The sequence below is a fragment of the Paralimibaculum aggregatum genome (genome assembly GCF_030270585.1).
In the GTDB taxonomy this organism is placed as follows: Bacteria; Pseudomonadota; Alphaproteobacteria; order Rhodobacterales; family Rhodobacteraceae; genus Thermohalobaculum; species Thermohalobaculum aggregatum.
Genome location: NZ_BSYI01000001.1, coordinates 187,072 through 209,307 on the forward strand (window position 1 = coordinate 187,072; position 22,236 = coordinate 209,307).

24 protein-coding genes are annotated in these 22,236 nt (G+C 70.6%); 18 read left to right on the top strand and 6 right to left on the bottom strand.

Going from position 1 to position 22,236, the window contains the following annotated elements; translation table 11 throughout:
• Positions 1 to 94: 94 nt before the first annotated feature.
• A complete protein-coding gene (locus QSJ97_RS00825) occupies positions 95 to 379 on the top strand; it encodes a hypothetical protein (protein ID WP_285669575.1) in 285 nt (94 codons plus the stop codon).
• Positions 380 to 385: 6 nt separating this feature from the next.
• Positions 386 to 838, top strand: a complete 453-nt coding sequence (locus QSJ97_RS00830) for a hypothetical protein (RefSeq protein WP_285669576.1) — start codon at positions 386 to 388, stop codon at positions 836 to 838.
• Between the two features lie 36 nt (positions 839 to 874).
• On the opposite strand, the gene ptsP is transcribed toward QSJ97_RS00830, so the two are convergent.
• The 5 genes from ptsP to QSJ97_RS00855 all read right to left on the bottom strand — a co-directional run bounded on the left by ptsP (position 875) and on the right by QSJ97_RS00855 (position 6,622).
• On the bottom strand, positions 875 to 3,127 hold the full coding sequence (ptsP, locus tag QSJ97_RS00835) for a phosphoenolpyruvate--protein phosphotransferase (protein ID WP_285669577.1): 2,253 nt from the start codon (positions 3,125 to 3,127) through the stop codon (positions 875 to 877).
• Between the two features lie 59 nt (positions 3,128 to 3,186).
• On the bottom strand, positions 3,187 to 4,461 hold the full coding sequence (locus tag QSJ97_RS00840; RefSeq protein WP_285669578.1) for an aspartate kinase: 1,275 nt from the start codon (positions 4,459 to 4,461) through the stop codon (positions 3,187 to 3,189).
• Positions 4,462 to 4,563: 102 nt separating this feature from the next.
• A complete protein-coding gene (locus QSJ97_RS00845) occupies positions 4,564 to 5,307 on the bottom strand; it encodes a 1-(5-phosphoribosyl)-5-[(5-phosphoribosylamino)methylideneamino]imidazole-4-carboxamide isomerase (RefSeq protein ID WP_285669579.1) in 744 nt (247 codons plus the stop codon).
• Positions 5,308 to 5,396: 89 nt separating this feature from the next.
• The gene (locus QSJ97_RS00850) at positions 5,397 to 5,930 is read right to left on the bottom strand and encodes a uracil-DNA glycosylase (RefSeq protein WP_285669580.1); all 534 of its coding nucleotides are present in this window, start codon (positions 5,928 to 5,930) and stop codon (positions 5,397 to 5,399) included.
• 104 nt (positions 5,931 to 6,034) lie between these two features.
• Positions 6,035 to 6,622 carry a LabA-like NYN domain-containing protein gene (locus QSJ97_RS00855; RefSeq protein ID WP_285669581.1) on the bottom strand — a complete coding sequence of 196 codons (588 nt, stop codon included), beginning with the start codon at positions 6,620 to 6,622 and terminating at the stop codon, positions 6,035 to 6,037.
• A gap of 74 nt (positions 6,623 to 6,696) precedes the next feature.
• Between QSJ97_RS00855 and folK the strand changes: the two genes are divergently transcribed.
• Entirely contained in the window at positions 6,697 to 7,326 is a 630-nt protein-coding gene (folK, locus tag QSJ97_RS00860; RefSeq protein ID WP_285669582.1) for a 2-amino-4-hydroxy-6-hydroxymethyldihydropteridine diphosphokinase, read from the top strand.
• Positions 7,327 to 7,334: 8 nt separating this feature from the next.
• Here folK and QSJ97_RS00865 read toward each other — a convergent pair whose 3' ends face one another.
• Complete coding sequence (locus tag QSJ97_RS00865) at positions 7,335 to 8,345, bottom strand: hypothetical protein (protein WP_285669583.1); 1,011 nt, start codon at positions 8,343 to 8,345, stop codon at positions 7,335 to 7,337.
• Between the two features lie 174 nt (positions 8,346 to 8,519).
• Between QSJ97_RS00865 and rpoZ the strand changes: the two genes are divergently transcribed.
• The 15 genes from rpoZ (at position 8,520) to QSJ97_RS00940 (ending at position 22,224) form a co-directional block, all read left to right on the top strand.
• Positions 8,520 to 8,879: a DNA-directed RNA polymerase subunit omega gene (gene rpoZ, locus QSJ97_RS00870; protein ID WP_285669584.1), complete on the top strand. Its 360-nt coding sequence runs from the start codon at positions 8,520 to 8,522 to the stop codon at positions 8,877 to 8,879.
• A gap of 39 nt (positions 8,880 to 8,918) precedes the next feature.
• On the top strand, positions 8,919 to 11,114 hold the full coding sequence (locus QSJ97_RS00875; protein WP_285669585.1) for a RelA/SpoT family protein: 2,196 nt from the start codon (positions 8,919 to 8,921) through the stop codon (positions 11,112 to 11,114).
• Between the two features lie 91 nt (positions 11,115 to 11,205).
• Positions 11,206 to 11,838, top strand: a complete 633-nt coding sequence (locus QSJ97_RS00880) for a DUF2062 domain-containing protein (RefSeq protein WP_285669586.1) — start codon at positions 11,206 to 11,208, stop codon at positions 11,836 to 11,838.
• A 57-nt stretch (positions 11,839 to 11,895) separates the two neighbouring features.
• A complete protein-coding gene (locus tag QSJ97_RS00885) occupies positions 11,896 to 12,693 on the top strand; it encodes a pyridoxine 5'-phosphate synthase (RefSeq protein WP_285669587.1) in 798 nt (265 codons plus the stop codon).
• Positions 12,690 to 13,313 (top strand): LysE family translocator, encoded by a 624-nt coding sequence (locus QSJ97_RS00890; protein ID WP_285669588.1) that lies wholly within the window; start codon positions 12,690 to 12,692, stop codon positions 13,311 to 13,313. The genes QSJ97_RS00885 and QSJ97_RS00890 overlap by 4 nt, the downstream gene beginning before the upstream one ends.
• Positions 13,310 to 13,729: a holo-ACP synthase gene (acpS, locus tag QSJ97_RS00895; protein ID WP_285669589.1), complete on the top strand. Its 420-nt coding sequence runs from the start codon at positions 13,310 to 13,312 to the stop codon at positions 13,727 to 13,729. The genes QSJ97_RS00890 and acpS overlap by 4 nt, the downstream gene beginning before the upstream one ends.
• Before the next feature lie 76 nt (positions 13,730 to 13,805).
• Positions 13,806 to 14,705: a signal peptidase I gene (gene lepB, locus QSJ97_RS00900; RefSeq protein ID WP_285669590.1), complete on the top strand. Its 900-nt coding sequence runs from the start codon at positions 13,806 to 13,808 to the stop codon at positions 14,703 to 14,705.
• A 39-nt stretch (positions 14,706 to 14,744) separates the two neighbouring features.
• The gene (gene rnc, locus QSJ97_RS00905; RefSeq protein WP_285669591.1) at positions 14,745 to 15,443 is read left to right on the top strand and encodes a ribonuclease III; all 699 of its coding nucleotides are present in this window, start codon (positions 14,745 to 14,747) and stop codon (positions 15,441 to 15,443) included.
• Positions 15,440 to 16,393 carry a GTPase Era gene (gene era / locus QSJ97_RS00910; protein ID WP_285669592.1) on the top strand — a complete coding sequence of 318 codons (954 nt, stop codon included), beginning with the start codon at positions 15,440 to 15,442 and terminating at the stop codon, positions 16,391 to 16,393. The genes rnc and era overlap by 4 nt, the downstream gene beginning before the upstream one ends.
• A 96-nt stretch (positions 16,394 to 16,489) precedes the next feature.
• On the top strand, positions 16,490 to 16,822 hold the full coding sequence (locus tag QSJ97_RS00915) for a DUF1491 family protein (RefSeq protein WP_285669593.1): 333 nt from the start codon (positions 16,490 to 16,492) through the stop codon (positions 16,820 to 16,822).
• A gap of 3 nt (positions 16,823 to 16,825) precedes the next feature.
• Positions 16,826 to 17,647: a DNA repair protein RecO gene (gene recO, locus QSJ97_RS00920; RefSeq protein ID WP_285669594.1), complete on the top strand. Its 822-nt coding sequence runs from the start codon at positions 16,826 to 16,828 to the stop codon at positions 17,645 to 17,647.
• Positions 17,648 to 17,824: 177 nt separating this feature from the next.
• Entirely contained in the window at positions 17,825 to 19,705 is a 1,881-nt protein-coding gene (locus tag QSJ97_RS00925) for an ABC transporter ATP-binding protein (RefSeq protein ID WP_285669653.1), read from the top strand.
• Complete coding sequence (gene ispH, locus QSJ97_RS00930) at positions 19,702 to 20,694, top strand: 4-hydroxy-3-methylbut-2-enyl diphosphate reductase (RefSeq protein ID WP_285669595.1); 993 nt, start codon at positions 19,702 to 19,704, stop codon at positions 20,692 to 20,694. Before QSJ97_RS00925 ends, ispH begins: the two co-directional genes overlap by 4 nt.
• A gap of 35 nt (positions 20,695 to 20,729) precedes the next feature.
• The gene (rnhA, locus tag QSJ97_RS00935; protein WP_285669596.1) at positions 20,730 to 21,209 is read left to right on the top strand and encodes a ribonuclease HI; all 480 of its coding nucleotides are present in this window, start codon (positions 20,730 to 20,732) and stop codon (positions 21,207 to 21,209) included.
• Between the two features lie 4 nt (positions 21,210 to 21,213).
• On the top strand, positions 21,214 to 22,224 hold the full coding sequence (locus QSJ97_RS00940; RefSeq protein ID WP_285669597.1) for a TIGR00341 family protein: 1,011 nt from the start codon (positions 21,214 to 21,216) through the stop codon (positions 22,222 to 22,224).
• Positions 22,225 to 22,236 lie beyond the last annotated feature (12 nt).

Here is a 22,236-nt window from a genome sequence, read left to right on the forward strand (position 1 = left end):
CTGCAAGGGCTACGGCGTCGCAAGGGCACTTGATCCTCTCGAGTCGCTCAAGGTTCCGCCGAGCGACGATCCGTCCAGGGCCGGTCCCGACCGGATGGACGACATCATCCGGAGTGTCGACACGCTGGCCGATGCGATGCTCGGGGCACGCGGCAAATGCGGCAAGCTGCAGACGCACAGCCGCGCGTTCTGCGTGGCGTACGCCAAGCTCATCGACCGCCTGCACGGCGAAGCCACCAAGCGCGCCAAGGGCGGCGCCGTGGACCTGAAGCTGGAGCAGCAGCTCCGCGAGGACACGGCGCGCGAGAAGCGGGAAGAATGCGACCGGATCGAGACGGAAACCCTCGAGACGCACAACAAGACCAATGAAGAGCATTAGAAGCTCGTGTGCGCCGAGATCGCCAGCGGCGAGAAGGCCATGCGCCGGATCCGCGCCCAGGCGAAGACGGCGCTCGAGGCCGGCGACAAGGCCGCGAAGTCGATGCCCGAGCGCCAGGGCCAGTGGAGCACGGGGCGGTACCGCGAGGGCGTGGACACGAAGCGCCTCGATACCGTCATGGCCGCAGCGCTCAGGAAGGACGTCAAGGAAAGCCGGGTCGATGTCTACCAGGAGGAACTGCGCGCCGACGTCATGCTCTCCAACGAGACGATGAACACACTGCGCGGGCTCGACAAGTTGGCGACTGGCGCCGCCAAAGCGTGGTGGAGGAGACGCTCGAGATCAGCGAGCAGGCGCAGAGCGCCATCGGCAGGGCCGTGGAGGTGGTCCGGGCGGCATCGCGCCGTCACCGAAGGCATGGGCAGGCGCGAGGACACCGACCGGAAGGAGGGCGCCTGACGCCCCGATGACGCAACAGCAAGCGCCGCGCCCGGCCTAGAGCGGCAGGTCGCGGCTCCGTGCCCAGTGCGACAGCGCGCTGCGGGCCGAGGTCAGCCCGGCCGCCTCCGCCTCGTCGAGCGCCGCCAGCACCTCGCCGAGATCGACGCTGCGCAGCGCCCGCTTAACCGGGCCGATGGACACCGGGCGCATCGAGAGCTCGCGGAACCCGATCGCCGCGAGGGTGAGTGCCTCGAGCGGGCGCCCCGCCCCCTCGCCGCAGAAGGAAAGCGCCGTTCCCGTCGCCTCGCAGCGCCCGACGATCTGGCGCAGGAACCGCAAGAACGAGAGGTTGAGCAGGTCGTAGCGCTTGCGCACCCGCTCGTTCTCGCGGTCGGCCGCAAAGAAGAACTGCATCAGGTCGTTGGAGCCGACGGAGACGAAATCCGCCTCCTCGAACAGCCGGTCCGGCCCGAAGGCGACCGAGGGGATCTCCAGCATCAGCCCGACGCGCAGCCGCTCGGGCCGGGGATGGCCGAGCCCGGCCAGCCGTGCGACCTCGCCGAGCAGGAGGTCGCGGGCATCGAAGAACTCCTGCGCCTCGGCGACCATCGGGAACATGATCGAGAGCGGCCGCCCCGCCGCGCCGCGGATCAGCGACTGGATCTGCATCCGGAACAGCCGCGGCCGGTCGAGCCCGAAGCGGATCGCGCGCCAGCCGAGCGCCGGGTTCGGCTCCTTCTCGCGGCGCATATAGGGCAGGATCTTGTCGGAGCCGATGTCGAGGGTGCGGAACACCACCTCCTTGCCCCGGGCGGAATCGAGGATCCGGCCATAGAGCTTGGCCTGCGTCTCGCGCCCCGGCAGCGTGCCGCGGATCATGAACTGCAGCTCGGTGCGGAACAGCCCCACCCCCTCGGCGCCCGACATCTCGAGCGAGGGCAGGTCCGCCAGCAGCCCGGCGTTCATCTTGAGCGCGACGGTCGCCCCGTCCTGCGTGCAGGCGGGCTTGTCGGTCAGGCCGCGATAGACCGCGCGGGCCTGCTCGCTCAGCGCCAGCTTCTCGCGGAAGGCGTCGAGCACCGAGCTCTCGGGGCGCAGATGCACCCGGCCGCCATCGCCGTCCACCACGATGCGGTCGCCGGGATTGGCGTCGCGGGTGATGCGCTCGGCCTGCACGATCATCGGGATGTTGATCGCCCGCGCCACGATGGCGGCATGGGAGGACAGCGCACCCTCCTCGAGCACCAGCCCGCGGATCCGCCCGGAATAGTCGAGCACCTCCGCCGGGCCGACATTGCGCGCCACCAGGATCGCCCCGGCCGGCACCGTGTCCTCGGCCTGCGGGCCGATGAGATAGCGCAGCAGCCGGTTCGCCAGGTCGTCGAGATCGTGCAGGCGCTCGCGCAGATAGGGCTCGGAGACCCGCTCCATCCGCGAGCGCGCCGCCGACTGCACCTTCTCCACCGCGACCTCCGCGGCGAGGCCCGAGTCGATCGCCTGGTCGAGCCGGCGGCGCCAGCCCTTGTCGTTGGCGAACATCCGATAGGTCTCGAGGATGTCCTTCGGCTCGCCTTGGTGGCCGAGCGCGTCGTCTTCGATCAGCCGGTCGAGATCGTCGCGCAGCGCATCGATCGCATGGGCGAGGCGGGTGCGCTCGGTCTCCACGTCCTCCGCCACCGGGTTGAACACCACCAGCCGCGGCTCGTGCAGATGCACGACGCCCTCGGCCAGCCCGTCGGCCGCCGAGGCGCCCTCGATCAGCAGCGGCCCGGTGCGCCGCCCGGCCTGCGCCACGATGCCGTCCGAACCGAGGAAGGCACCGGCCTCCGCCATCTCGGCGATCACCATGGCGACGACCTCGAGCGCCTCGACCTCCTCGTCGGAATAGCGCCGCGGTGCCGCGTTCTGCACCACGAGGACACCCATCACCTCGCCTAGCCGCTGGATCGGCACGCCGACGAAGGAGCGATAGATCTCCTCGCCGGTCTCCGGCAGATAGCGGAAGCCCGGCGCGCTCTGGGCATCGTCTGTGGCGAAGGGGCTGGCGCGCTCGGCGATGCGACCGACCAGGCCCTGCCCGACGCGCAGCCGCGAGGAGTGCACCGCATCGGCCTTCAGGCCCTCGGTGGCGCAGAGCTCGAGCGTGCGCTCGTCGCGCTTGAGATAGATCGAGCAGACCTCGGCCACCATGTTGGAGGCCACGAGCCGCACCACACGGTCGAGCCGCTGCTGGCCGTCGCCCGAGCCAGCCATCACATTGCGAAGCGTCCTGAGCAGCGCGCGCGCTCCTCCGGTGTCGGTGGACATCTCCGTCTCCCAATCAGGCGGGTCGGCCGCGCCGTTCCCGGCCGCCCCGCGCGGCGCCGTCAAGCCGCCTCGAGGCCGAATGCCTCGTGGAGCGCCCGCACGGCGAGCTCCAGATACCAGCGATCGATCAGAACGCTGACCTTGATCTCGGAGGTTGCAATGACCTTGATGTTAATGCCCTCTTCGGCCAGCGCCGCGAACATGCGCTGGGCCACGCCAGCATTCGAGCGCATGCCGATGCCGACGACGGACACCTTGGCGACCTCGTCGTCGACGATCAGCGCCTCGTAGCCGATCTCGCCCCGCGCCGCCTCGAGCGCGGCGCGCGCCCGCTCGACCTCCGAGAGCGCCACCGAGAAGGTCATGTCGGTGGTGCCGTCCTCGCCGCCGGTCAGATCGGTGCCGATGTTCTGCACGATCATGTCGACATTGACGCCGTTCTCGGAAAGCGGGCCGAAGATCCGCGCCGCCACGCCGGGCTGGTCGTTCACCTTCACAAGGGTCAGCTTCGCCTCGTCGCGGGAAAAGGCGACGCCGCTCACCACGTTCTGCTCCATGATCTCCTCCTCGTCGCAGACGAGCGTGCCAGGCAGGTCCTCGAAGCTCGACAGCACCATGAGCCGCACCTTGTAGCGCATGGCAAGCTCGACCGAGCGGGTTTGCAGCACCTTGGCGCCCAGCGATGCCAGCTCGAGCATCTCCTCATAGGCGATGCGCTCGAGCTTGCGGGCCCGGCGCTCGATGCGCGGATCGGTGGTATAGACGCCATCGACATCGGTGTAGATGTCGCAGCGCTCGGCGCCGAGCGCGGCCGCCAGCGCCACCGCCGTGGTGTCGGAGCCGCCGCGGCCCAGCGTGGCGATGCGCCCGTCCGGCCCGATGCCCTGGAAGCCGGCGACGACCGCATGCAGCCCCTCGCCGAACTTCCGCACCATCGCCTCGGTCTCGATCGCCTCGATGCGCGCCGCGCCATGCAGGCCGGAGGTGCGGATCGGGATCTGCCAGCCCTGCCAGGAGCGCGCCGGCACGCCCATCTCCTGCAGCACCAGCGCCATCAGCCCGGAGGTCACCTGCTCGCCGCTGGCGACCACGGCGTCGTATTCCCGCGCATCATAGAGCCCGGCATGATCGGCATCGGCGGGCCGCGCCGCTTCGCGGACCCAGCCGACGAGCTCGTTGGTGCGCCCGGACATCGCCGAGACGACGACGGTCACGTCATAGCCGCGGTCGACCTCGCGTTTCACCTTCACCGCGGCGTTCCGGATGCGATCCAGATCGGCAACCGAGGTGCCGCCGAACTTCATCACGAGGCGCGGTTTGGTCTCGGCGGTCATGGCTTCCTCGGCAGGGTGCGGCTGGGGCACGGCGGGCTGTGAGCCCGTCCTCTACCCCTCCTCGGCCGCACCTGCAAGCCGGCCAGGGCAGCGCGATGCGCCTCAGATGAATTCGGCGGTCCGCCCGGGCTCGGGCCTGGCGATCGCCAGCGCCTGCTTCAGCTCCACGCTGCGGTCGAACAGCGCGCGGCCGATCATGGCGCCGGCGATGTTCGGCATGTAGCGGAGCGTCGAGATGTCGTCGACCTGCTTCACCAGGCCCGAGGAGATGATCGGGATGCGGGTCTCCTCGGCCAGCTTGGCGGTGAGCGCGAAGCTGGCATCCGGCAGGTCGATGTCCCGGTCGATATCGGTGATGATGAGCGCGGCGAGCGGGGTGCCGTCGAAGCTGTGCACGAAGTCTATGGGCGTGAACATCGAGGGCGTGCCCCAGCCGGAATTCATCACATGGCCCTGATAGACATCGACCGACACGATGAAATAGTCCGGCACCGTCTTGGCCCAGCGCTTCACCCAGTCGGGATCGGTGATGGCGGTGGAGCCGAAGACGATTCGCGCCGCCCCGGCCTCGCGCCAGAAGCCCACGGTCTCGTCGCTGCGCATGCCGCCCGAGACCTGGACCGGCACGCCGGCCTGGCGGATGATCGCCTGCATGATCTCGGTGTGCCGCTCGCCGCCGGTCACGCCGCCGAGATCGGTGACATGCAGCCTCTCGGCGCCCTGCTCGACGAGGCCGAGCGCCCGCTCCACCGGATCGCCATGCCAGACCTCCGGCTCGGTGATGTTCCCCCTGGTCAGCGTGACACAGTTGCCGTCGAGCAGCTGGAGCGTGGGAATAATGAGCATCGGAGCCTCTCTATCGGGTTGGCGCGGGGCCTGGCGAAAATTCATCGCCAGTATGCCACACATGCGGTCGATGTCGTATGCCTGCGCGCCTAGCCGGCCAGCGCATCGCGGATGCGCAGGAACAGCGCATCGAACATCTCCGGCGTGAGCCGGCGCGTGTTCACGTTGTAGCGCGAGCAGTGATAGCTGGCAAACACCGTCACCGTGCCGAGCCGCCCCTCGGCGCCATGCGCGAAGGGCAGCGCGGCCGGCGCCGCGCCGAGCGCCCGGAGCGTGCTGTCATGCGCCACGCGGCCGAGGGTCAGGATCGCCGCGAGCTCCGGCAGCGCGCGGATCCGTGCGGCGAGATGGCCGCGGCAGGCCGCGATCTCGGCGGCGGCGGGGCGGTTTCCGGGCGGCAGGCAGCGCACGGCATTGGTGATCATGCAGCCGCAGAGGCGCAGCCCGTCATCCGCGTCGCCGCCATAGCGCCCCGTGGAAAGACCGTGGCGCGCAAGCGCGGCGAAGAGCAGCACCCCGGACCCGTCGCCGGTGAAGACCCGCCCGGTGCGGTTCGCGCCGCGGCGCCCGGGCGCCAGCCCCACCACCAGCAGGCGCGCGCCGGGGTCGCCGAAGCTCGGCACCGGCGCGTTGAACCAGTCGGGATGGGCCAGGGCGTTCTCGTGCCTGAAGGCCGCCAGGCGAGGGCATGCCTGGCAGCCTGAAGGCGGTTCGCAGCCCGCGGCGATCAGCTGTCGCCGTTGGCCGCGGTGCGGGGCTCGTCACCGCCCGAATCGCGGACCTGAGGGCGCGGCGGACGGCCGATGACCTCGCGCAGCTCGTCGAGCTCGATGAAGTTGTCCGCCTGCCGGCGCAGATCATCGGCGATCATCGGCGGCTGCGAGCGGATCGTGGAGACCACCGAGACCCGCACGCCCTTGCGCTGAATCGCTCCGACCAGCGGCCTGAAATCGCCGTCGCCGGAAAACAGGACGATGTGATCGACATGGTCGGCCATCTCCATCGCATCGATGGAGAGCTCGATATCCATGTTGCCCTTGACCTTGCGGCGGCCGGTGGAATCGGTGAATTCCTTGGCCGGCTTCGTCACGAGCGTAAAGCCGTTATAGTCGAGCCAATCCACCAGCGGCCGGATGGGCGAGTATTCTTCGTTCTCGATCAGCGCCGTGTAATAGAAGGCACGGACCATCTTGCCGCGCCGCATAAACTCCGATCTAAGGAGTTTATAATCGATGTCGAAGCCAAGCGCTTTCGTCGCAGCGTATAAATTCGAGCCATCGATAAAAAGCGCCAGTCGTTCGTCACGATAAAACATCTAACCCTCGTCTCCCTGTTCTGACAGGATCTATCTGCCGCACTCGGCATGCCAAGCACCGACCACGAGATTCCGTGACGCGTGCGATACCCTCAAAATACCGCTTTGCCAACCCAGATGACAGCAACATGACGCACACACTCCGACAGAATTATCACATTGCGCTTGGGAGCAACCTCTCAATTCGAGACAAATCGCCCGTCAATACACTCCGGCATGCGCTCGTTCAACTTGCAAACGAGTCAGTTGTCGAGGTGATGGTGGTCTCGCGCTGGTACTCAACCCCTGCCTATCCCGCGGGCTCCGGACCGGACTTCGTGAACGGTGCGGCCGCGCTGCGGACAGACCTAGAGCCCGGGGCGCTGCTGGCAAGGCTGCATGCCATCGAAACGGTGCTGGGCCGGGAGCGCCCGGCGCGCTGGGCACCGAGGGCCTGCGACCTCGACCTGCTCTCGGCCGGCGACGCGATCCTGCCCGACCCGGAGACTCAGGCCGCCTGGATGGCTCTTGCGCCGGAGGAGGCCGCGCAGCGCACGCCGGACCGGCTGATCCTGCCGCATCCGCGCCTGCACGAACGGGGCTTCGTTCTGGTGCCGCTCGCCGAGATCGCGCCGGACTGGCGCCACCCCGTGCTCGGCCGCACCGTCAGGGAGATGCGCGACGCCCTGCCCGCCGAGACGCGGGCCGCCATCCGCCCCCTCTGAGCCGGGGCTCAGAAGGCGGCGGCACCGGCGGCCGCGCCCCTAGGGCGCACGCGGCCCGGCCAGGGCAGCGGTTCGTGCTCCGGCCGCGACGGCTCGGCGCGGAACCCGCCGTTCTCGATCGCCTCGGCCCAGTCGAAGGCGGTGATCTGGGCATCCTCCGAAAGCCCGGCGAGGCTGTCGCCAAGCCCCGCCTTCAGCCGGGTGACCAGCGATATCACCGCATCGAGGCGGAAGCTCTCGAGGTTGCGCCCGCGCAGCGCATGCTCGAAATCGAGGATCCGCTGCTCGGCCGCGGCGCGGAACTCGAGCACCGCCCGCTCCTTCTGCGCCACCAGCATGTGCCGCAACGCCGCCATGTAGGTGCGCGCGGCGGCATTCTCGGAGACCACCCGCTGGAAATCGAAGAGCGGCATCGAGGCGTGCTCGTTGGTCAGCCCGGGCACCGGCGGCATGGTCAGCCGGCGGTTGAAGAGGTCCATCACGATGGGCTGCAGCGACGGCTCCGGCGGTTTGACCATGATCAGGTCGAAATCCCCGGTCACCTCCATGAAGGCGAAATCGCCGACCTGCTGGCAACCTTCGAGCGCGGCCTCCAGGATATCGACATCCTCGGTCTCGATGGCGCGGCGCAGGCCCTGCCCCTCGCGCTCCTGCTCGCCAAGCCCGTGATAATGCAGCCGGAGGTTCGCCGAACCGGTCTCGCCGACCGCGCGGCGCGCGATCGCCGCCAGCGCATGGGGCACGGAGGCATGGTCCGCCGGGGCGCAGGGTTGCCAGCCGTGGCGGTCGTTGCGCTCGCGCACGCGGGCCGAGACGGAGACCGAGGGGAAGCCTGCGCCGCGGACGGCGGCCAGGTGGCGCGACAGGCGCCGGTCGAAGTCCGTGAAGATGTTGCGCCGCAGGAGGTGCGAAATGACGAACTCACGCCCCTCGTGGCGCTCGGTATGGAGCACCTCGATCACAGCCACCCGCTCGAGACAAGGCTCGACCACGGATTTGAACACAGGCGAAATACGCATTTGCACCACTCACTCCGAATCTGTGTATATCATAAGGGAATGCCCTGACACTGTCTAACCGAAGCTGGCCCCGCAGGGGTTGCAGGAATGAGACAGCATGTGCCGCATCTTGCCAAATCCCCGTCTCTCCCATAGATAACGAGGCTGATCTCCAAAAACGGAAGGATGCTGCCCATGGCCCGCGTGACGGTCGAGGATTGCGTCGACAAGGTACCGAATCGATTCGATCTGGTGATGCTCGCCGCCCATCGGGCGCGGGTGATCGCCGCTGGCGCACCGATCACGGTGGAGCGCGAGAACGACAAGAACCCCGTCGTCGCGCTGCGCGAGATCGCCGAGAAGACCGTCGTGCCCGACGAGCTGCTCGAGGACGCCATCGAGAGCCACCAGCGCCATATCGAGGTGGACGAGCCCGAAGAGGACAACATGGCCGCGCTGATGGGCCCCGGCCCCGACAGCGATGCGCAGCCGGAATCCGACGAGCTCGACGAGGAGAAGCTGCTCCGGGCCCTGATGGCCGAGCAGGGCAAGTAACGAGGGGGCCGCGACCCTCGGGCCGCGGCGGAAGATGCCGTGATCCGGGCCTACGAACTCGTCGACCGCGTCCGGGATTACAACCCCAACACGGATGTGAACCTGCTCCTGCGCGCCTATGTGTTCGGCGCGCGGGCCCATGGCGGCCAGACCCGCGCCAGCGGCGAGCCCTATTTCACCGGGCATCCGCTCGAGGTCGCCTGGATCCTCACCGAGTTCCGGCTCGACGACGCGACCATCGTCACCGCGCTGCTGCACGACACGGTCGAGGACACCGACGCCACCGAGGACGAGATCACCGAGCTCTTCGGCGCCGAGATCGCCGGGCTGGTGTCCGGCGTCACCAAGCTCACCAAGCTCGAGCTCTCCTCCGCCGAGAGCGCCCAGGCGGAGAATTTCCGCAAGCTGCTGCTCGCCATGGCCAAGGATGTGCGGGTGCTGCTGGTCAAGCTCGCCGACCGGCTGCACAACATGCGCACCATCGAGCATCTGAAGCCGGAGAAGAAGGCCCGCATCGCCCGCGAGACGATGGAGATCTATGCCCCGCTCGCCGGCCGCATGGGCATGCAGAACATGCGCGAGCAGCTCGAGGATCTCGCCTTCGGCGCGCTGAACCCCGAGGGCCGCACCTCGATCCTGCGCCGCTTCATCAAGCTGCGCCGCGAGACCGGCGACCTGGTTCCGCAGATCAGCGCCGAGATCGCCGAGACGCTGGCCGCCGCCGGGCTGAAGGCCGAGGTGCAGGGGCGCGAGAAGCGGCCCTATTCGGTCTGGCGCAAGATGGAGGAGAAGCAGACCGCCTTCTCCCAGCTCTCCGACATCTACGGTTTCCGCGTGCTCTGCGAGACCGAGGAGGACTGCTACGGCGCGCTGGGCGCGATCCACCGCCGCTGGCGCGCGGTGCCGGAGCGCTTCAAGGACTATATCTCGGGCCCCAAGGCCAACGGCTACCGCTCGATCCACACCACCGTCTATGGCGCCCGGGCGATGCGCGTCGAGGTGCAGATCCGCACCCGCGAGATGCATGACGTGGCCGAGAGCGGCGTGGCGGCGCACTGGTCCTACAAGAACGGCGAGCAGGTCTCGAACCGCTTCGCGGTCGATCCGTTCTCGTGGCTGCGCGACCTCGTGGCCCGGCTCGAGAAGGGCGACGCGCCGGCGGAGTTCCTCGAGCATGTGAAGCTCGACATGTTCACCGACCAGGTCTTCTGCTTCACGCCGCAGGGCGACGTGGTGGGCCTGCCGCGCGGCGCGACGCCGATCGACTTCGCCTACGAGATCCACACCCGCGTGGGCGACCACTGCGCCGGTGCGCTGGTCGACGGCCACCGGGTGCCGCTCTGGACCCGGCTGCGCAACGGCCAGCAGGTGGAGATCATCACCGCCGAGGGCCAGAAGCCCTCGCGCCACTGGATCGACATGGTGAGCACCGGCCGCGCCAAGTCGGCGATCCGCCGGGCGCTGCGCGAGCAGCTCCGGGTGGAGCAGATCGCCCTCGGCCGCGACCTCGCGCAGCAGGCCTTCGCCCGCGCCGGCCGCGAGGCCGGGCCGAAGACGCTGGCCGCGGCCGCCACGGCGCTCACCTTCCCCTCGGTCGACGGCATGCTCTCGGCGATCGCCCGCGGCGAGATCGGGGCGCGCCATGTCGTCGCGGCGGTCTATCCCGACCAGCCGATCTCGCAGGAAACCGAGGTCTCGCCGCAGCTGCCATCGATGCGGCTGCGCGGCCTGCGCCGGGGCCAGGCGGTGCGCTACTGCCCGGACTGCATGCCGATCCCCGGCGACCGGGTGATGGGGCTGACGCGGCGCGGCGGGGTCGAGGTGCACGCGATTTCCTGCCCGCATCTGGCGGATTACGAGGATGCGCTGGAGCGCTGGCAGGATCTCGGCTGGGACCCCGAGGCGGCGGCGCTCGCTACCAATCTCGTGCGGATCTCGCTGACGCTGGCCAACCAGCCCGGCGCCCTCGGATCGGCCTGCCTGCTGATCGGCGAGCAGGGCGCGAACATCGACAATCTGGTGATCACGACGCGAAAGCCGGATTTCTTTCTGATGAGCATCACGCTAGAGGTCAGGGACACGAAACATCTCTCTGGAATCCTTACCGCGCTCCGGGCCCAGGACTATGTCAGTCATGCCGACCGCACCACTTCGGCGGAGCAGGCCGGCGGGTCGATGGCCAAGGGCCAGTTTCCGGAGCGCGCGCCGGCACTGACCGGCCCGGCTCGGACATGATCGCACAGGACTGCGTGCCGGACCGACCCGGCACGAGAAGGCACAGGCAATGATATTAAAGCGGCGGCACAAGCCCACGAGATGGGCACGCATGCGGGAGTTCCTCTATCCGCGGAAGGGGTTCTGGCGTGGTTTCGGCTATATCGGCAAGCGGATGCGACGCCTGCCCGACACGCCGCACCGCATCGCGCTCGGCTTCGCCTGCGGCGCCTTCGCGTCGTTCTCGCCTTTCTTCACGCTGCATTTCTTCGTGGCGGCGTTCTTCGCCTGGCTGCTGCGCGGCAACATCGTCGCGGCACTGTTCGGCACCATCGTGGGCAACCCGCTGAGCTTTCCGGCCATTGCCTCGAGCTCGCTCTGGCTCGGCCGGCTGGTGATGGGGCGCGAGGGCGGCGGCGCCAATTTCGAGGCGATCATGGAGGCCTTCGGTGCGGCCTTCGAGAGCGCCTGGGCCGGAGTGAAGGGCTGGTTCGGCTTCGAGACCGAGAACACCGCCAGCATCCTCAGCTTCCTCGATGAGGTCTTCCTGCCCTATCTCGTGGGCGGGGCGATGATCGGCGTCGTCGCGGCCTTCGTGAGCTACTGGATCCTCGGGCCGCTGGTCGCCGCCTACCAGACCGGCCGGCAGCGCCGGATCGAGCGCCGCGCCGCCGAGCGCCGCCAGGCCATCGACGAGGAACTCTCCGCCTATGAGACCCATGACCGAACGGGCGACAACGCCTGAGAGGTCCGCTATTCCTGTCCCGGGTCCCGATACGACACGACCGGAAGGAGCGCCGCGATGAGCCAGACCAGCGACACCCCGCGCCAGCCCGTCGGGCGGCTGCGCCTCGGCGTCAACATCGACCACGTGGCCACCGTGCGCAATGCCCGCGGCGGCAGCACGCCCGATCCCGTCCGCGCCGCGCGGCTGGCCGAGAGCGCGGGCGCCGACGGCATCACCGCGCATCTGCGCGAGGACCGGCGGCACATCTCCGACGCCGATATCGAGCGGCTGATCGCCGCCATCGAGCGCCCGCTCAACTTCGAGATGGCGGCCACCGACGAGATGCAGGCGATCGCGCTGCGCCACCGGCCGCACGCCGTCTGCATCGTGCCCGAGCGGCGCGAGGAGCGCACCACCGAGGGCGGGCTCGAGGTCGCGGCCGACGAGAACCGGCTGGCCCATTTCATCGGGCCGCTGCGCGAGGCGGGCTGCCGCGTCTCGATCTTCATCGCGGCGGATGCGCGCCAGATCGAGGCGGCGCACCGGATCGGCGCGGCGGTGATCGAGCTGCACACCGGCGCCTATTGCGACGCCCATGCCGAGGGCCGCTTCGCCGAGCGCGACACCGAGCTCGAGCGGCTGCGCGAAATGGCGCGGTTCGCGCATTCGCTGGGGCTCGAGGTCCATGCCGGGCACGGGCTGACCTTCGACACCGTCTCCCCGGTCGCGGCCTTTCCGGAGGTGGTGGAGCTCAACATCGGGCATTTCCTCGTCGGGGAGGCGATCTTCACCGGGCTCGACGCGGCGATCCGGCGGATGCGCGCGCTGATGGACCAGTCGCGCCGCGACGCCTTCGGCGAGGGCGCGGCGTGAGCGGGGCCGAGCTGGCGCTGCTGCTGCTCGCCTGGGTGCTCGGCGGCGCCAGCCCCGGCCCGGCGACCATGGCGCTGGCGAGCACCGGCATGTCCCGCGGGCGGGCGCCGGCACTGGCGCTGGCGGCCGGGATCGTCACCGGATCGGCAGCCTGGGGCGTGCTGGCGGCGCTCGGGCTCGGCGCGCTCATGCTGACCCATGCCTGGGCGGCGGAGGCGCTGCGCCTTGCCGGCGCCGCCTATATCCTCTGGCTCGCGGTGAAAGCGCTGCGCTCGGCGATGCGGCCCGGCACGCCGCCGCCCGCCGCCATGGCGCGCGGCGGGCTCTGGCGGGTCTATCTCGGCGGCACGCTGCTGCATCTGACCAATCCCAAGGCGATCTTCTCCTGGGGTGCGGTCTATGCCGTCGCGGTGCCCGCCGATGCCGGGGCGGCGGAGCTCGCCAGCATCGGGCTGATGCTGATGGCCGGCTCGGTTTTCGTCTTCTTCGGCTATGCATGGCTCTTCTCCACCGGCGCGGCAATGGCCTGCTACCTCCGCCTGCGGCGCTGGATCGAGGGCGCCTTCGGCCTGCTCTTCGGCAGCGCGGCGCTGGCGCTGCTGACCGCGAGGCCCGGATGATCATCGGCATCGGCTCGGACCTTGCGGATATCCGCCGCATCGAGCGCACGCTGGAGCGCTGGGGCGACCGCTTCGTGCAGCGCGTCTTCACCGAGATCGAGCAGGCGAAATCCGACCGGCGGCGCGAGCGTGCCGCCTCCTACGCCAAGCGCTGGGCGGCCAAGGAGGCCTGCTCCAAGGCGCTCGGCACCGGGCTGCGCATGGGGGTGGCCTGGCGCGAGATGGGGGTGGTGAACCTGCCCTCGGGCCAGCCGACCATGCAGCTCGCCGGCGGCGCGGCCCAGCGCCTCGCCGGGCTCGTGCCCCCCGGCCACCGCGCCCATGTCCACCTCACCATCACCGACGACCACCCCTATGCCCAGGCCTTCGTGGTGATCGAGGCCCGTCCGATCATGAGCGCCGGCTCCCAGCGCTGACGCCCCCTGCCTTGACAGCCCGGCCCGCGCTCGCCACTTAGGCGCAGCCCCAGACCAAGAGAGAGCGCCGCCCCCCATGGCCAAGACCGCGACCAAGAAGGACGGCGTGTTCGACACGCTCAAGACGATCTTCTGGGCCCTCCTGATCGCAGGCGCCTTCCGCACCATCCTGTTCCAACCGTTCTCGATTCCGAGCGGCTCGATGAAGCCGGAGCTGCTGATCGGCGACTATCTCTTCGTCTCGAAATTCGCCTATGGCTATTCGCGCTATTCCCTGCCCTTCTCGCCGGAATGGGACTGGCTGTTCGACGGCGGCCGGATCCTCGGCAGCGAGCCCGAGCGCGGCGATGTGGTGGTGTTCAAGCATCCGCAGCGCGACGCCTGCAGCCAGGGCGCGCTCGAGCAGATCGGCGATTTCGCGCTGCGCCTCGCGCAGGTCCGCTCCGGCCCGGTCGAGGACGACTGCGTCGACTACGTCAAGCGCATCGTCGGTCTGCCGGGCGACCGGATCCAGGTGAAGGCCGGCATCCTGCACATCAACGGCGAGGCGCTGCCCACCGAGCGGGTGGCGGATTTCATCGAACCGCGCATCCGCCTCGGCAGCCCGCCGCGCTTTCCCAACTGCGTCAACGGGCCGGTGCCCACCGGCGGCGCCTGCGCCAAGGAGCAGTTCGTCGAGACCTTCCCCGGCGGGCGCAGCCACCGCATCCTCAACATCCGCGGCACCGTGGGCGGCACCCAGGGGCTGGCGGTCGGCGGGGCCGACAACACGCCGGTCTTCACCGTGCCGGAGGGGCATTTCTTCTTCATGGGCGACAACCGCGACAATTCGGTGGACAGCCGGTTCGGCGAGGTCGGCATGGTGCCCTTCGAGAACCTGATCGGCCGGGCCGACGTGGTGGCGCTGTCCTCCGAGGGCGCCTTCTACGAGATCTGGAACTGGCGCTTCGACCGGTTCTTCAAGAGCATTGACTGAGGCGGCGGCCAGCGTGCCGGCCCGCCGGGCGCGGCGCTGATGGCCCGGCCGCAGGGCGCCCGCGGGCTCACCGCCTTCGCCGAGCGGATCGGCCACCGCTTCGCCGATCCCGAGCTGCTCGAGACCGCGCTCACCCATCCGTCCGCAGGCTCGCCGGCCCGGCCCGACAACCAGCGCCTAGAGTTCCTCGGCGACCGGGTGCTGGGCCTGGTGATCGCCGAGGCGCTGCTCGAGGCCTATCCGAAGGAGGCCGAGGGCGGGCTCGCGCCCCGGCTCAACGCGCTGGTGCGCCGCGAGGCGCTGGCCGAGATCGCCGAGGAGATCGGGCTCGGCCCGGAGATCCGCCTCGGCCGCTCCGAGAGCATGTCGGGCGGGCGGCGCAAGGCGGCGATCCTGGCCGATGCCATGGAGGCGGTGATCGCGGCGGTCTATCTCGACGGCGGCTTCGCCGCGGCGCGCGAGGCGGTGCTCGGGCTCTGGGCGCCGCGGATCCGCGCGGTCCGCGCGGCGCCCGTGGACGCCAAGACCAAGGCGCAGGAATGGGCGCAGGCACGCGGGCTGGCGCCGCCGGTCTATACCGCGCTCAGCCGCACCGGGCCCGACCATGCGCCGCGCTTCACCGTCGAGGCGGCGCTGCAGACAGGGGCCCGGGCCGAGGGCACCGCGGCCTCGAAGAAGGCGGCGGAACAGGCGGCGGCCGAGGCTCTACTGGCGGCGCTGCGAGAGGAGAAGCCATGACAGGCGAGGACGACACCGTGCCCGGCGCCGGGCCGGAAGGGGGTGCGACCCGCTGCGGCTTCGTCGCGCTGATCGGCGAGCCCAATGCCGGCAAGTCGAGCCTGCTCAACCGGCTGGTCGGGGCCAAGGTCTCGATCGTGACGCACAAGGTGCAGACCACCCGCGGGCGGATCCGCGGCGTGGTGATCGACGGCGGGGCGCAGATCGTCTTCGTCGACACGCCCGGGCTGTTCCGCCCGCGACGTCGGCTCGACCGGGCGATGGTCGCCGCCGCCTGGGCCGGTGCTGTGGAGGCCGATGCGGTGGTGCTGCTGGTCGAGGCGCATCGCGGCATCACCGAGGGGGTCGATGCGATCCTCGAGGCGCTGCCGGAGACCCTGCCCGAGGGCCGGCCGGTGGCGCTGGCGATCAACAAGATCGACCGGGTGCCGCACGAGACGCTGCTGCCGCTTTCCGCCGCGCTGAACGAACGGCGCGACTTTGCCGCCACCTTCCTGATCTCCGCCACCCGCGGCGCCGGGGTCGAGGATCTCAGGGGCTGGCTCGGCGGCCGGATGCCGGAAGGGCCCTGGCACTACCCGGAGGACCAGGTGGCGGACATGCCGCTGCGCCTGATCGCCGCCGAGATCACCCGCGAGAAGCTGATGCTGCGGCTGCACCAGGAGCTGCCCTACGAGCTGACGGTGGAGACCGAGAGCTGGCAGGAGCGCGAGGACGGCTCGGTGCGGATCGACCAGGTGGTCTACGTGGCGCGCGACGGGCACAAGGGCATCGTGCTGGGCGCCAAGGGCGCGACGGTCAAGGCCGTCGGCACCGAGGCGCGGGTCGAGATCGCGGAGCTGATCGGGCAGCGGGCGCATCTCTTCATCCAGGTCAAGGTGCGCCCCGGCTGGCTCGACGAGCCGGCGCGCTACCGCGAGATCGGCCTCGACTATTCCGATGGCGGCTGACCGGGACGGCCCGCGCCCCCGCACGCCGCACGGACGGGGGCGCCCACCCGCCCACCCCGCCCCCGTCCCCGCGGCGCGCGGGGGCGCGGAGGCGCCATGAGCCGGCTCACCACCGAGTTCTGGATCGGCGCCTATCTCGCGCAGCTCCGCACCGAGGGCATCCCGGCCTATCTGCCGCATCGGGGCGATCCGCAGGCCGGGGCGGTGCTCGTGAAGCTCGCCTTCATGAACGGGAAAGCAAGTCTGTTCACCAGACATTACGGACCCGACGGCCATCTTGTCTGGCATGCGGAGCCGGAGAACCGGCCGGAGCCGGAGATCGACGATGCGATCCGGCGGCGCCTGGGATATGATCGGGATCTCTGGGTCGTGGAGATCGAGGATCCGGGGGGGCGGCATCTGCTGGACCGTCCGGGACTGGAGGACTGAGCGATGGAGTGGCGCGACGAGGGCTTGCTGCTGAGCGTTCGCCGGCATGGCGAGCGGGGCGCGATCATCGAGGTGCTGACGGCGGCCCATGGGCGCCATGCCGGTCTGGTCCAGGGCGGCGGCGGGGTCAAGCTCTCCGCCGCGCTGCAGCCGGGCGCCTCGCTGCAGCTCGACTGGCGGGCCCGGATCGAGGAGCATCTCGGCATGTTCCGCGTCGAGCTGATCCGCAGCCGCGCGGCACCGATCATGGCCGGGCGGGCACGGCTCGCGGCGCTGAACGCGATGGCGGCGATGGTGCTCACCAGCCTCGCCGAGCGGGAGCCGGATCCCGCGCTCTATGCCCGCTCGGTGGATCTGGCGGATGCGCTGGCCGAGAACCGGCGCGACTGGCCGGCGGTCTATGCCCGCTGGGAGCTGGCGCTGCTCGCCGCCCTCGGTTTCGGGCTCGATCTCGAGCGCTGCGCGGCGAGCGGGCTGCGCTCCGACCTCGCCTATGTCAGCCCGCGAACCGGGCGGGCGGTGTCGCGCAGCGCCGGCTCCGCCTGGGCCGACCGGCTGCTGCCGCTGCCGGCCTTCCTGATCGACCGGGGGCCGCCGACCATGGGCGGGGTGCGCGAGGCGATGCGGCTCACCGGCTATTTCCTCGAGACCTGGATGCTTCCGGCCTTCGGACACGAGACCCTGCCCGGCGCGCGCCAGCGGCTGGTGGAGATCTTCGCCAGCCACGAGATGCCGCCGCCGCCGGAAGAGGCGCCGCGCGACGACGAGGCCGAGTATCATCGCGATCTCGGCCAGAGCCGGGAGATCCTGCTGCCCGGCGCCTGAGTTCGCCGACCGGTCCCGCTGCCGCGCCCTCGCGCGGCGGAGGGGCGGGGGCGGGGTGGGCGGGTGGGCGCCCCCGTCGCTGCGGTGCGCGGGGGCGCGGCCCGGCTCTTTCGCGCGCGCCTGTTTTGCGATAGTCCGGGCCCGCGGCAGAGGGCCGCGAGAGCGACCGTGACCCCGATGCCGCTGCCGATCCCGTTCCGAGAGACCATCGCCGCCCGGCTCGGGAGCGTCCGCGACGAGCTGCGCGGCGGGCTGCTCTGGCGGCTGGTCGCCGACAGCGCCTGGACCCATCGCTGGTCCTATGCCGCGGCGCTCGCGATGATGGCGCTGGTGGCGGCCATGGGCGGCGCCGTGGCGCTCACCGTCGAGCAGGTGACCGACGACGTCTTCTTCGAGCGGAACGCCGGCGCGCTCACGCTCGTTGCCGGCTGGGTGGCGCTGATCTTCCTCGTGCGCGGCGCCGCGATGTATGGCCAGACCGTGCTGCTCACGCGCATCGGCAACCGCGTGGTGGCGGATCTGCAGGCCCGGGTCTATGCCCACCTCCTGGCGCATGGCATGCCGCGCGGCGGCGGCGCCGAGACCTCCGGCGATCTCGCCACCCGGATGACCCACAACGCCATGGCGGCGCGGCAGGTGCTGCAGCTGCTGGCAACCCGGCTCGGGGTCGATCTGATGACCGTGCTGGTGCTGCTCGGCGTCATGCTCTGGCAGGACTGGCGGCTGACGCTGCTGGCCCTTGTCGGCCTTCCGGTGGTGCTCGGCGGGGTCGCGGCGCTGGTCCGGCGGGTGCGCAAGATCGCCCGTGCCGAGGTCACGCTCTATGCCCGCATCATCGGCGCGATGAACGAGACCTTCGCCGGCAGCGCGGTGGTCCGCGCCTTCGGCCTCGAGCCGCGGATGACGGCGCGGATGGGCGAGGCGATCGACGGCGTGCGCGTGCAGGCCGATCGCATCGCCGTGCTCAAGGGGCTGGTCAACCCGCTGATGGAGACCACTGCCGGGCTCGCCGCCGCGGGCGTGATCCTCTATGGCGGCTGGCGGGTGATCCACGAGGGGCTCGCCGTCGGCACCTTCTTCTCCTTTCTCACCGCGCTGATGATGGCCGGAGACCCGGCGCGGCGGCTGGCGCAGCTGCATGTCGCGCTGCGTCAGCATCTCGCCGGCGTGGCCTTCCTCTACGAGCTGCTCGACAGCGACCACCGCCCGCCCGAGGCGCCGGATGCACCGGCGCTCGCGGTCGGCGCGGGCGAACTCCGTTTCGAGGCCGTGGCCTTCGCCTATCCGCAGGGCGAGCGGTCGGCGCTCGCCGGTCTGAGCTTCACCGCGCCGGGGCGGAAGGTGACCGCGCTGGTCGGCCCCTCGGGCGGCGGCAAGTCCACCGCGCTGGCACTGATCGAGCGCTTCCACGACCCCGATGCCGGGCGCATCCTGATCGACGGGCAGGACATCCGCGGCGTCTCGATGGCCTCGCTGCGCGCCAGCATCGCGCTGGTCACGCAGGAGACCTTCCTCTTCGACGCCACCGCCGGCGAGAACATCGCCATGGGCCGCGAGGGCGCGACCCATGCGGAGGTCGAGGCGGCGGCCCGCGCGGCCGAGGCGCATGATTTCATCGCCGAACTGCCGCAGGGCTATGACACGCCGCTCGGCGAGGGCGGGGCGCGGCTCTCCGGCGGCCAGCGCCAGCGCCTCGCCATCGCGCGCGCCATGCTGCGCGACGCGCCGATCCTGCTGCTCGACGAGGCCACCGCCAGCCTCGACGCCGAGACAGAAGCGGCGGTGCAGGCGGCGCTGGCCCGGCTGGTGCGGGACCGGACGGTGATCGTGATCGCGCACCGCCTTGCAACCGTGGCCGCGGCAGATCACATCGTGGTCATTGCAAAGGGCGCCGCGGTCGAGCAGGGTCCGCACGACGCGCTGATCGCGCGCGGCGGGCTCTATGCACGGCTGGCCGCGCTGCAGGGCACCGCGGGCGCCGAGGCCGGGCAGATCCCGGAAACCTTGCCAGAGATGCCCGGCCAGGCGACCGGGGAGCAGAGGGAGACAGGCCCATGAGCCAGACCGAGACCGCCGCGCCGGACGCCCCGGCCGCCAGGGGCAAGCCCGCGCTCACGCTCTATCTCGCCGATCCGCGCGGCTTCTGCGCCGGTGTCGTGCGGGCCATCGAGATCGTCGAGCTGGCGCTGAAGAAATGGGGCGCGCCGGTCTATGTGCGCCACGAGATCGTGCACAACCGCCATGTGGTGGAGGAGCTGCGCAGCAAGGGTGCGGTCTTCGTCGAGGAGCTCGACGAATGCCCCGACGACCGGCCGGTGATCTTCTCCGCCCATGGTGTGCCGAAGGCGGTGCCGGCCGAGGCGGCACGGCGCGAGATGCTCTATGTCGATGCCACCTGCCCGCTGGTCTCCAAGGTGCATATCGAGGCCGAACGCCATGCCGCCAGGGGCCGCCAGATCGTGATGATCGGCCATGCCGGGCATCCCGAGACCGTCGGCACCATGGGCCAGCTTCCCGTCGGCGAGGTGGTGCTGGTGGAGACCGTGGAGGATGTCGCCCGCCTCGAGCCGCGCGATCCGGAGACCCTCGCCTACATCACCCAGACCACGCTCTCGGTCGACGACACCGCCGAGATCGTGCGCGCGCTGGTGGCGCGGTTCCCGCAGATCCTCGGCCCGACCAAGGAGGACATCTGCTATGCCACCACCAACCGCCAGGAGGCGGTGAAGGAGATGGCCCCGCATATCGACGCGCTGCTGGTGGTGGGCGCGCCGAATTCCTCGAACTCGCGCCGGCTGGTCGAGGTCGGCCGCGCCGCCGGCTGCGGCTATGCGATGCTGGTACAGACCGCGGCGGATATCGACTGGCGCGCCATCGAGGGCGTGGCCAGCGTCGGCATCTCCGCCGGGGCGAGCGCGCCGGAGGTGCTGGTGCAGGGCGTAGTGGAGGCCTTCGAGGCGCGTTTCGAGTGCCATATCGAGCGGGTGGTGAGCGCCGAGGAGAACGTGGCCTTTAAGGTGCCGCGGGTGCTCCGCGAGCCGGCCTGAGCGATGTGCGCGCTGCTGCCTGCCGGCCCCGCATCGTGAGCGATCCGATCCGTCTCGCCGCCTATACCGACGGCGCCTGCTCCGGCAATCCGGGGCCGGGCGGCTGGGGCGTGGTGCTGGAGGCGCATCGCGGGGACGAGCTGGTCAAGACCCGCGAGCTCGCCGGCGCCGAGCCGCAGACCACCAACAACCGCATGGAGATGATGGCGGCGATCGCCGCGCTCGAGGCGCTGGAGCGGCCCTCGGAGATCGCGGTGGTGACCGATTCGTCCTATCTGCGCAACGGCATCACCAAGTGGATCCATGGCTGGAAGCGGAACGGCTGGAAGACCGCGGCGAAGAAGCCGGTGGCCAATGCCGAGCTCTGGCAGCGGCTCGAGGCGGCGGCGGCGCGCCACGTGGTCGACTGGCAATGGGTCAAGGGCCATGCCGGGCATCCGCAGAACGAGCGCGCCGACGAGCTCGCCCGCGCCGGCATCAAGGCGCTGAAGGCCGCCGCCGGCTCCGGGGCCTGAGCGCATGCCCTTCCGCTGGATCGAGGTGATTGCGCCGGAGAGCCGCCGGGAGGATGTCGAGCGCATTGCCGGCGAGGCCGGCATCTCCGAGGTGATCGTCGGCCCCTGCGCCGGTTCGAGCCGCGCCTCGATCCGCCTGCTCGCCGGGGAGATCGACCGGCAGCAGCTGATCGACGACCTGCAGGATGCGCTGGAGACCGAGCAGGGCTGGCGAATCGTGCTCAGCGACACCGAGGCGGTCACCCCCCATACCGAGGAGGAGAAGGAGCGCGAGCAGGCCTCGATCGAGGCGCGCGAGTCCGATTCGCGCGCCGCCTCGCGGGAGGAGCTGTTCCAGTCGGTGGTGCGCGGCGCCGCGCTCAGCCGCGACTACATCGTGCTGGTGGCGCTCTCCACCGTGGTCGCCGGGATCGGGCTGGTGAAGGACGACCTCGCCGTGATCATCGGCGCCATGGTGATCGCGCCGCTGCTGGGGCCGAGCCTGGCGCTGGCCTTCGCCACCGCCGTGGGCGACCGCACGCTGCTGCTGCGCGCCGTCCGCAGCCTCTGCGCCGGGCTCGCCATCGCGGTGGGGCTGGCGCTGGCGATCCCGTTGATCACCGAGGTGGACATCGAGGGCAGCGAGCTCTCGCGCCGCACCCAGGTCGATCTCGGCGCGCTGGCGCTGGCCCTGGCCTCGGGCGCGGCGGCGGCGCTGTCGCGCACCGCCGGGCTGTCGAGCGCGCTGGTCGGGGTAATGGTCTCGGCGGCGCTGCTGCCGCCGGCCGCGGCGCTCGGCATCGCGCTGGCCTCGGGCGCGATGGCCAGTGCCGCGGGCGCGGGGCTGCTGCTCGGGATCAACGTGGCGGCGGTAACGCTGGCCGCGATCCTCACCTTCCTCGCCAAGGGGGTGCGGCCGCGGACCTGGCACGAGCGGGAGGGCGCGGCGCAGTCGCTGAAGGTCACCGTCGCGGTTCTGGCGGTGGCGCTGCTGGCGATGTCGTCGCTGATCGCGCTGGACCTCCGGCCCGGCTGAACCGGCCGGCCG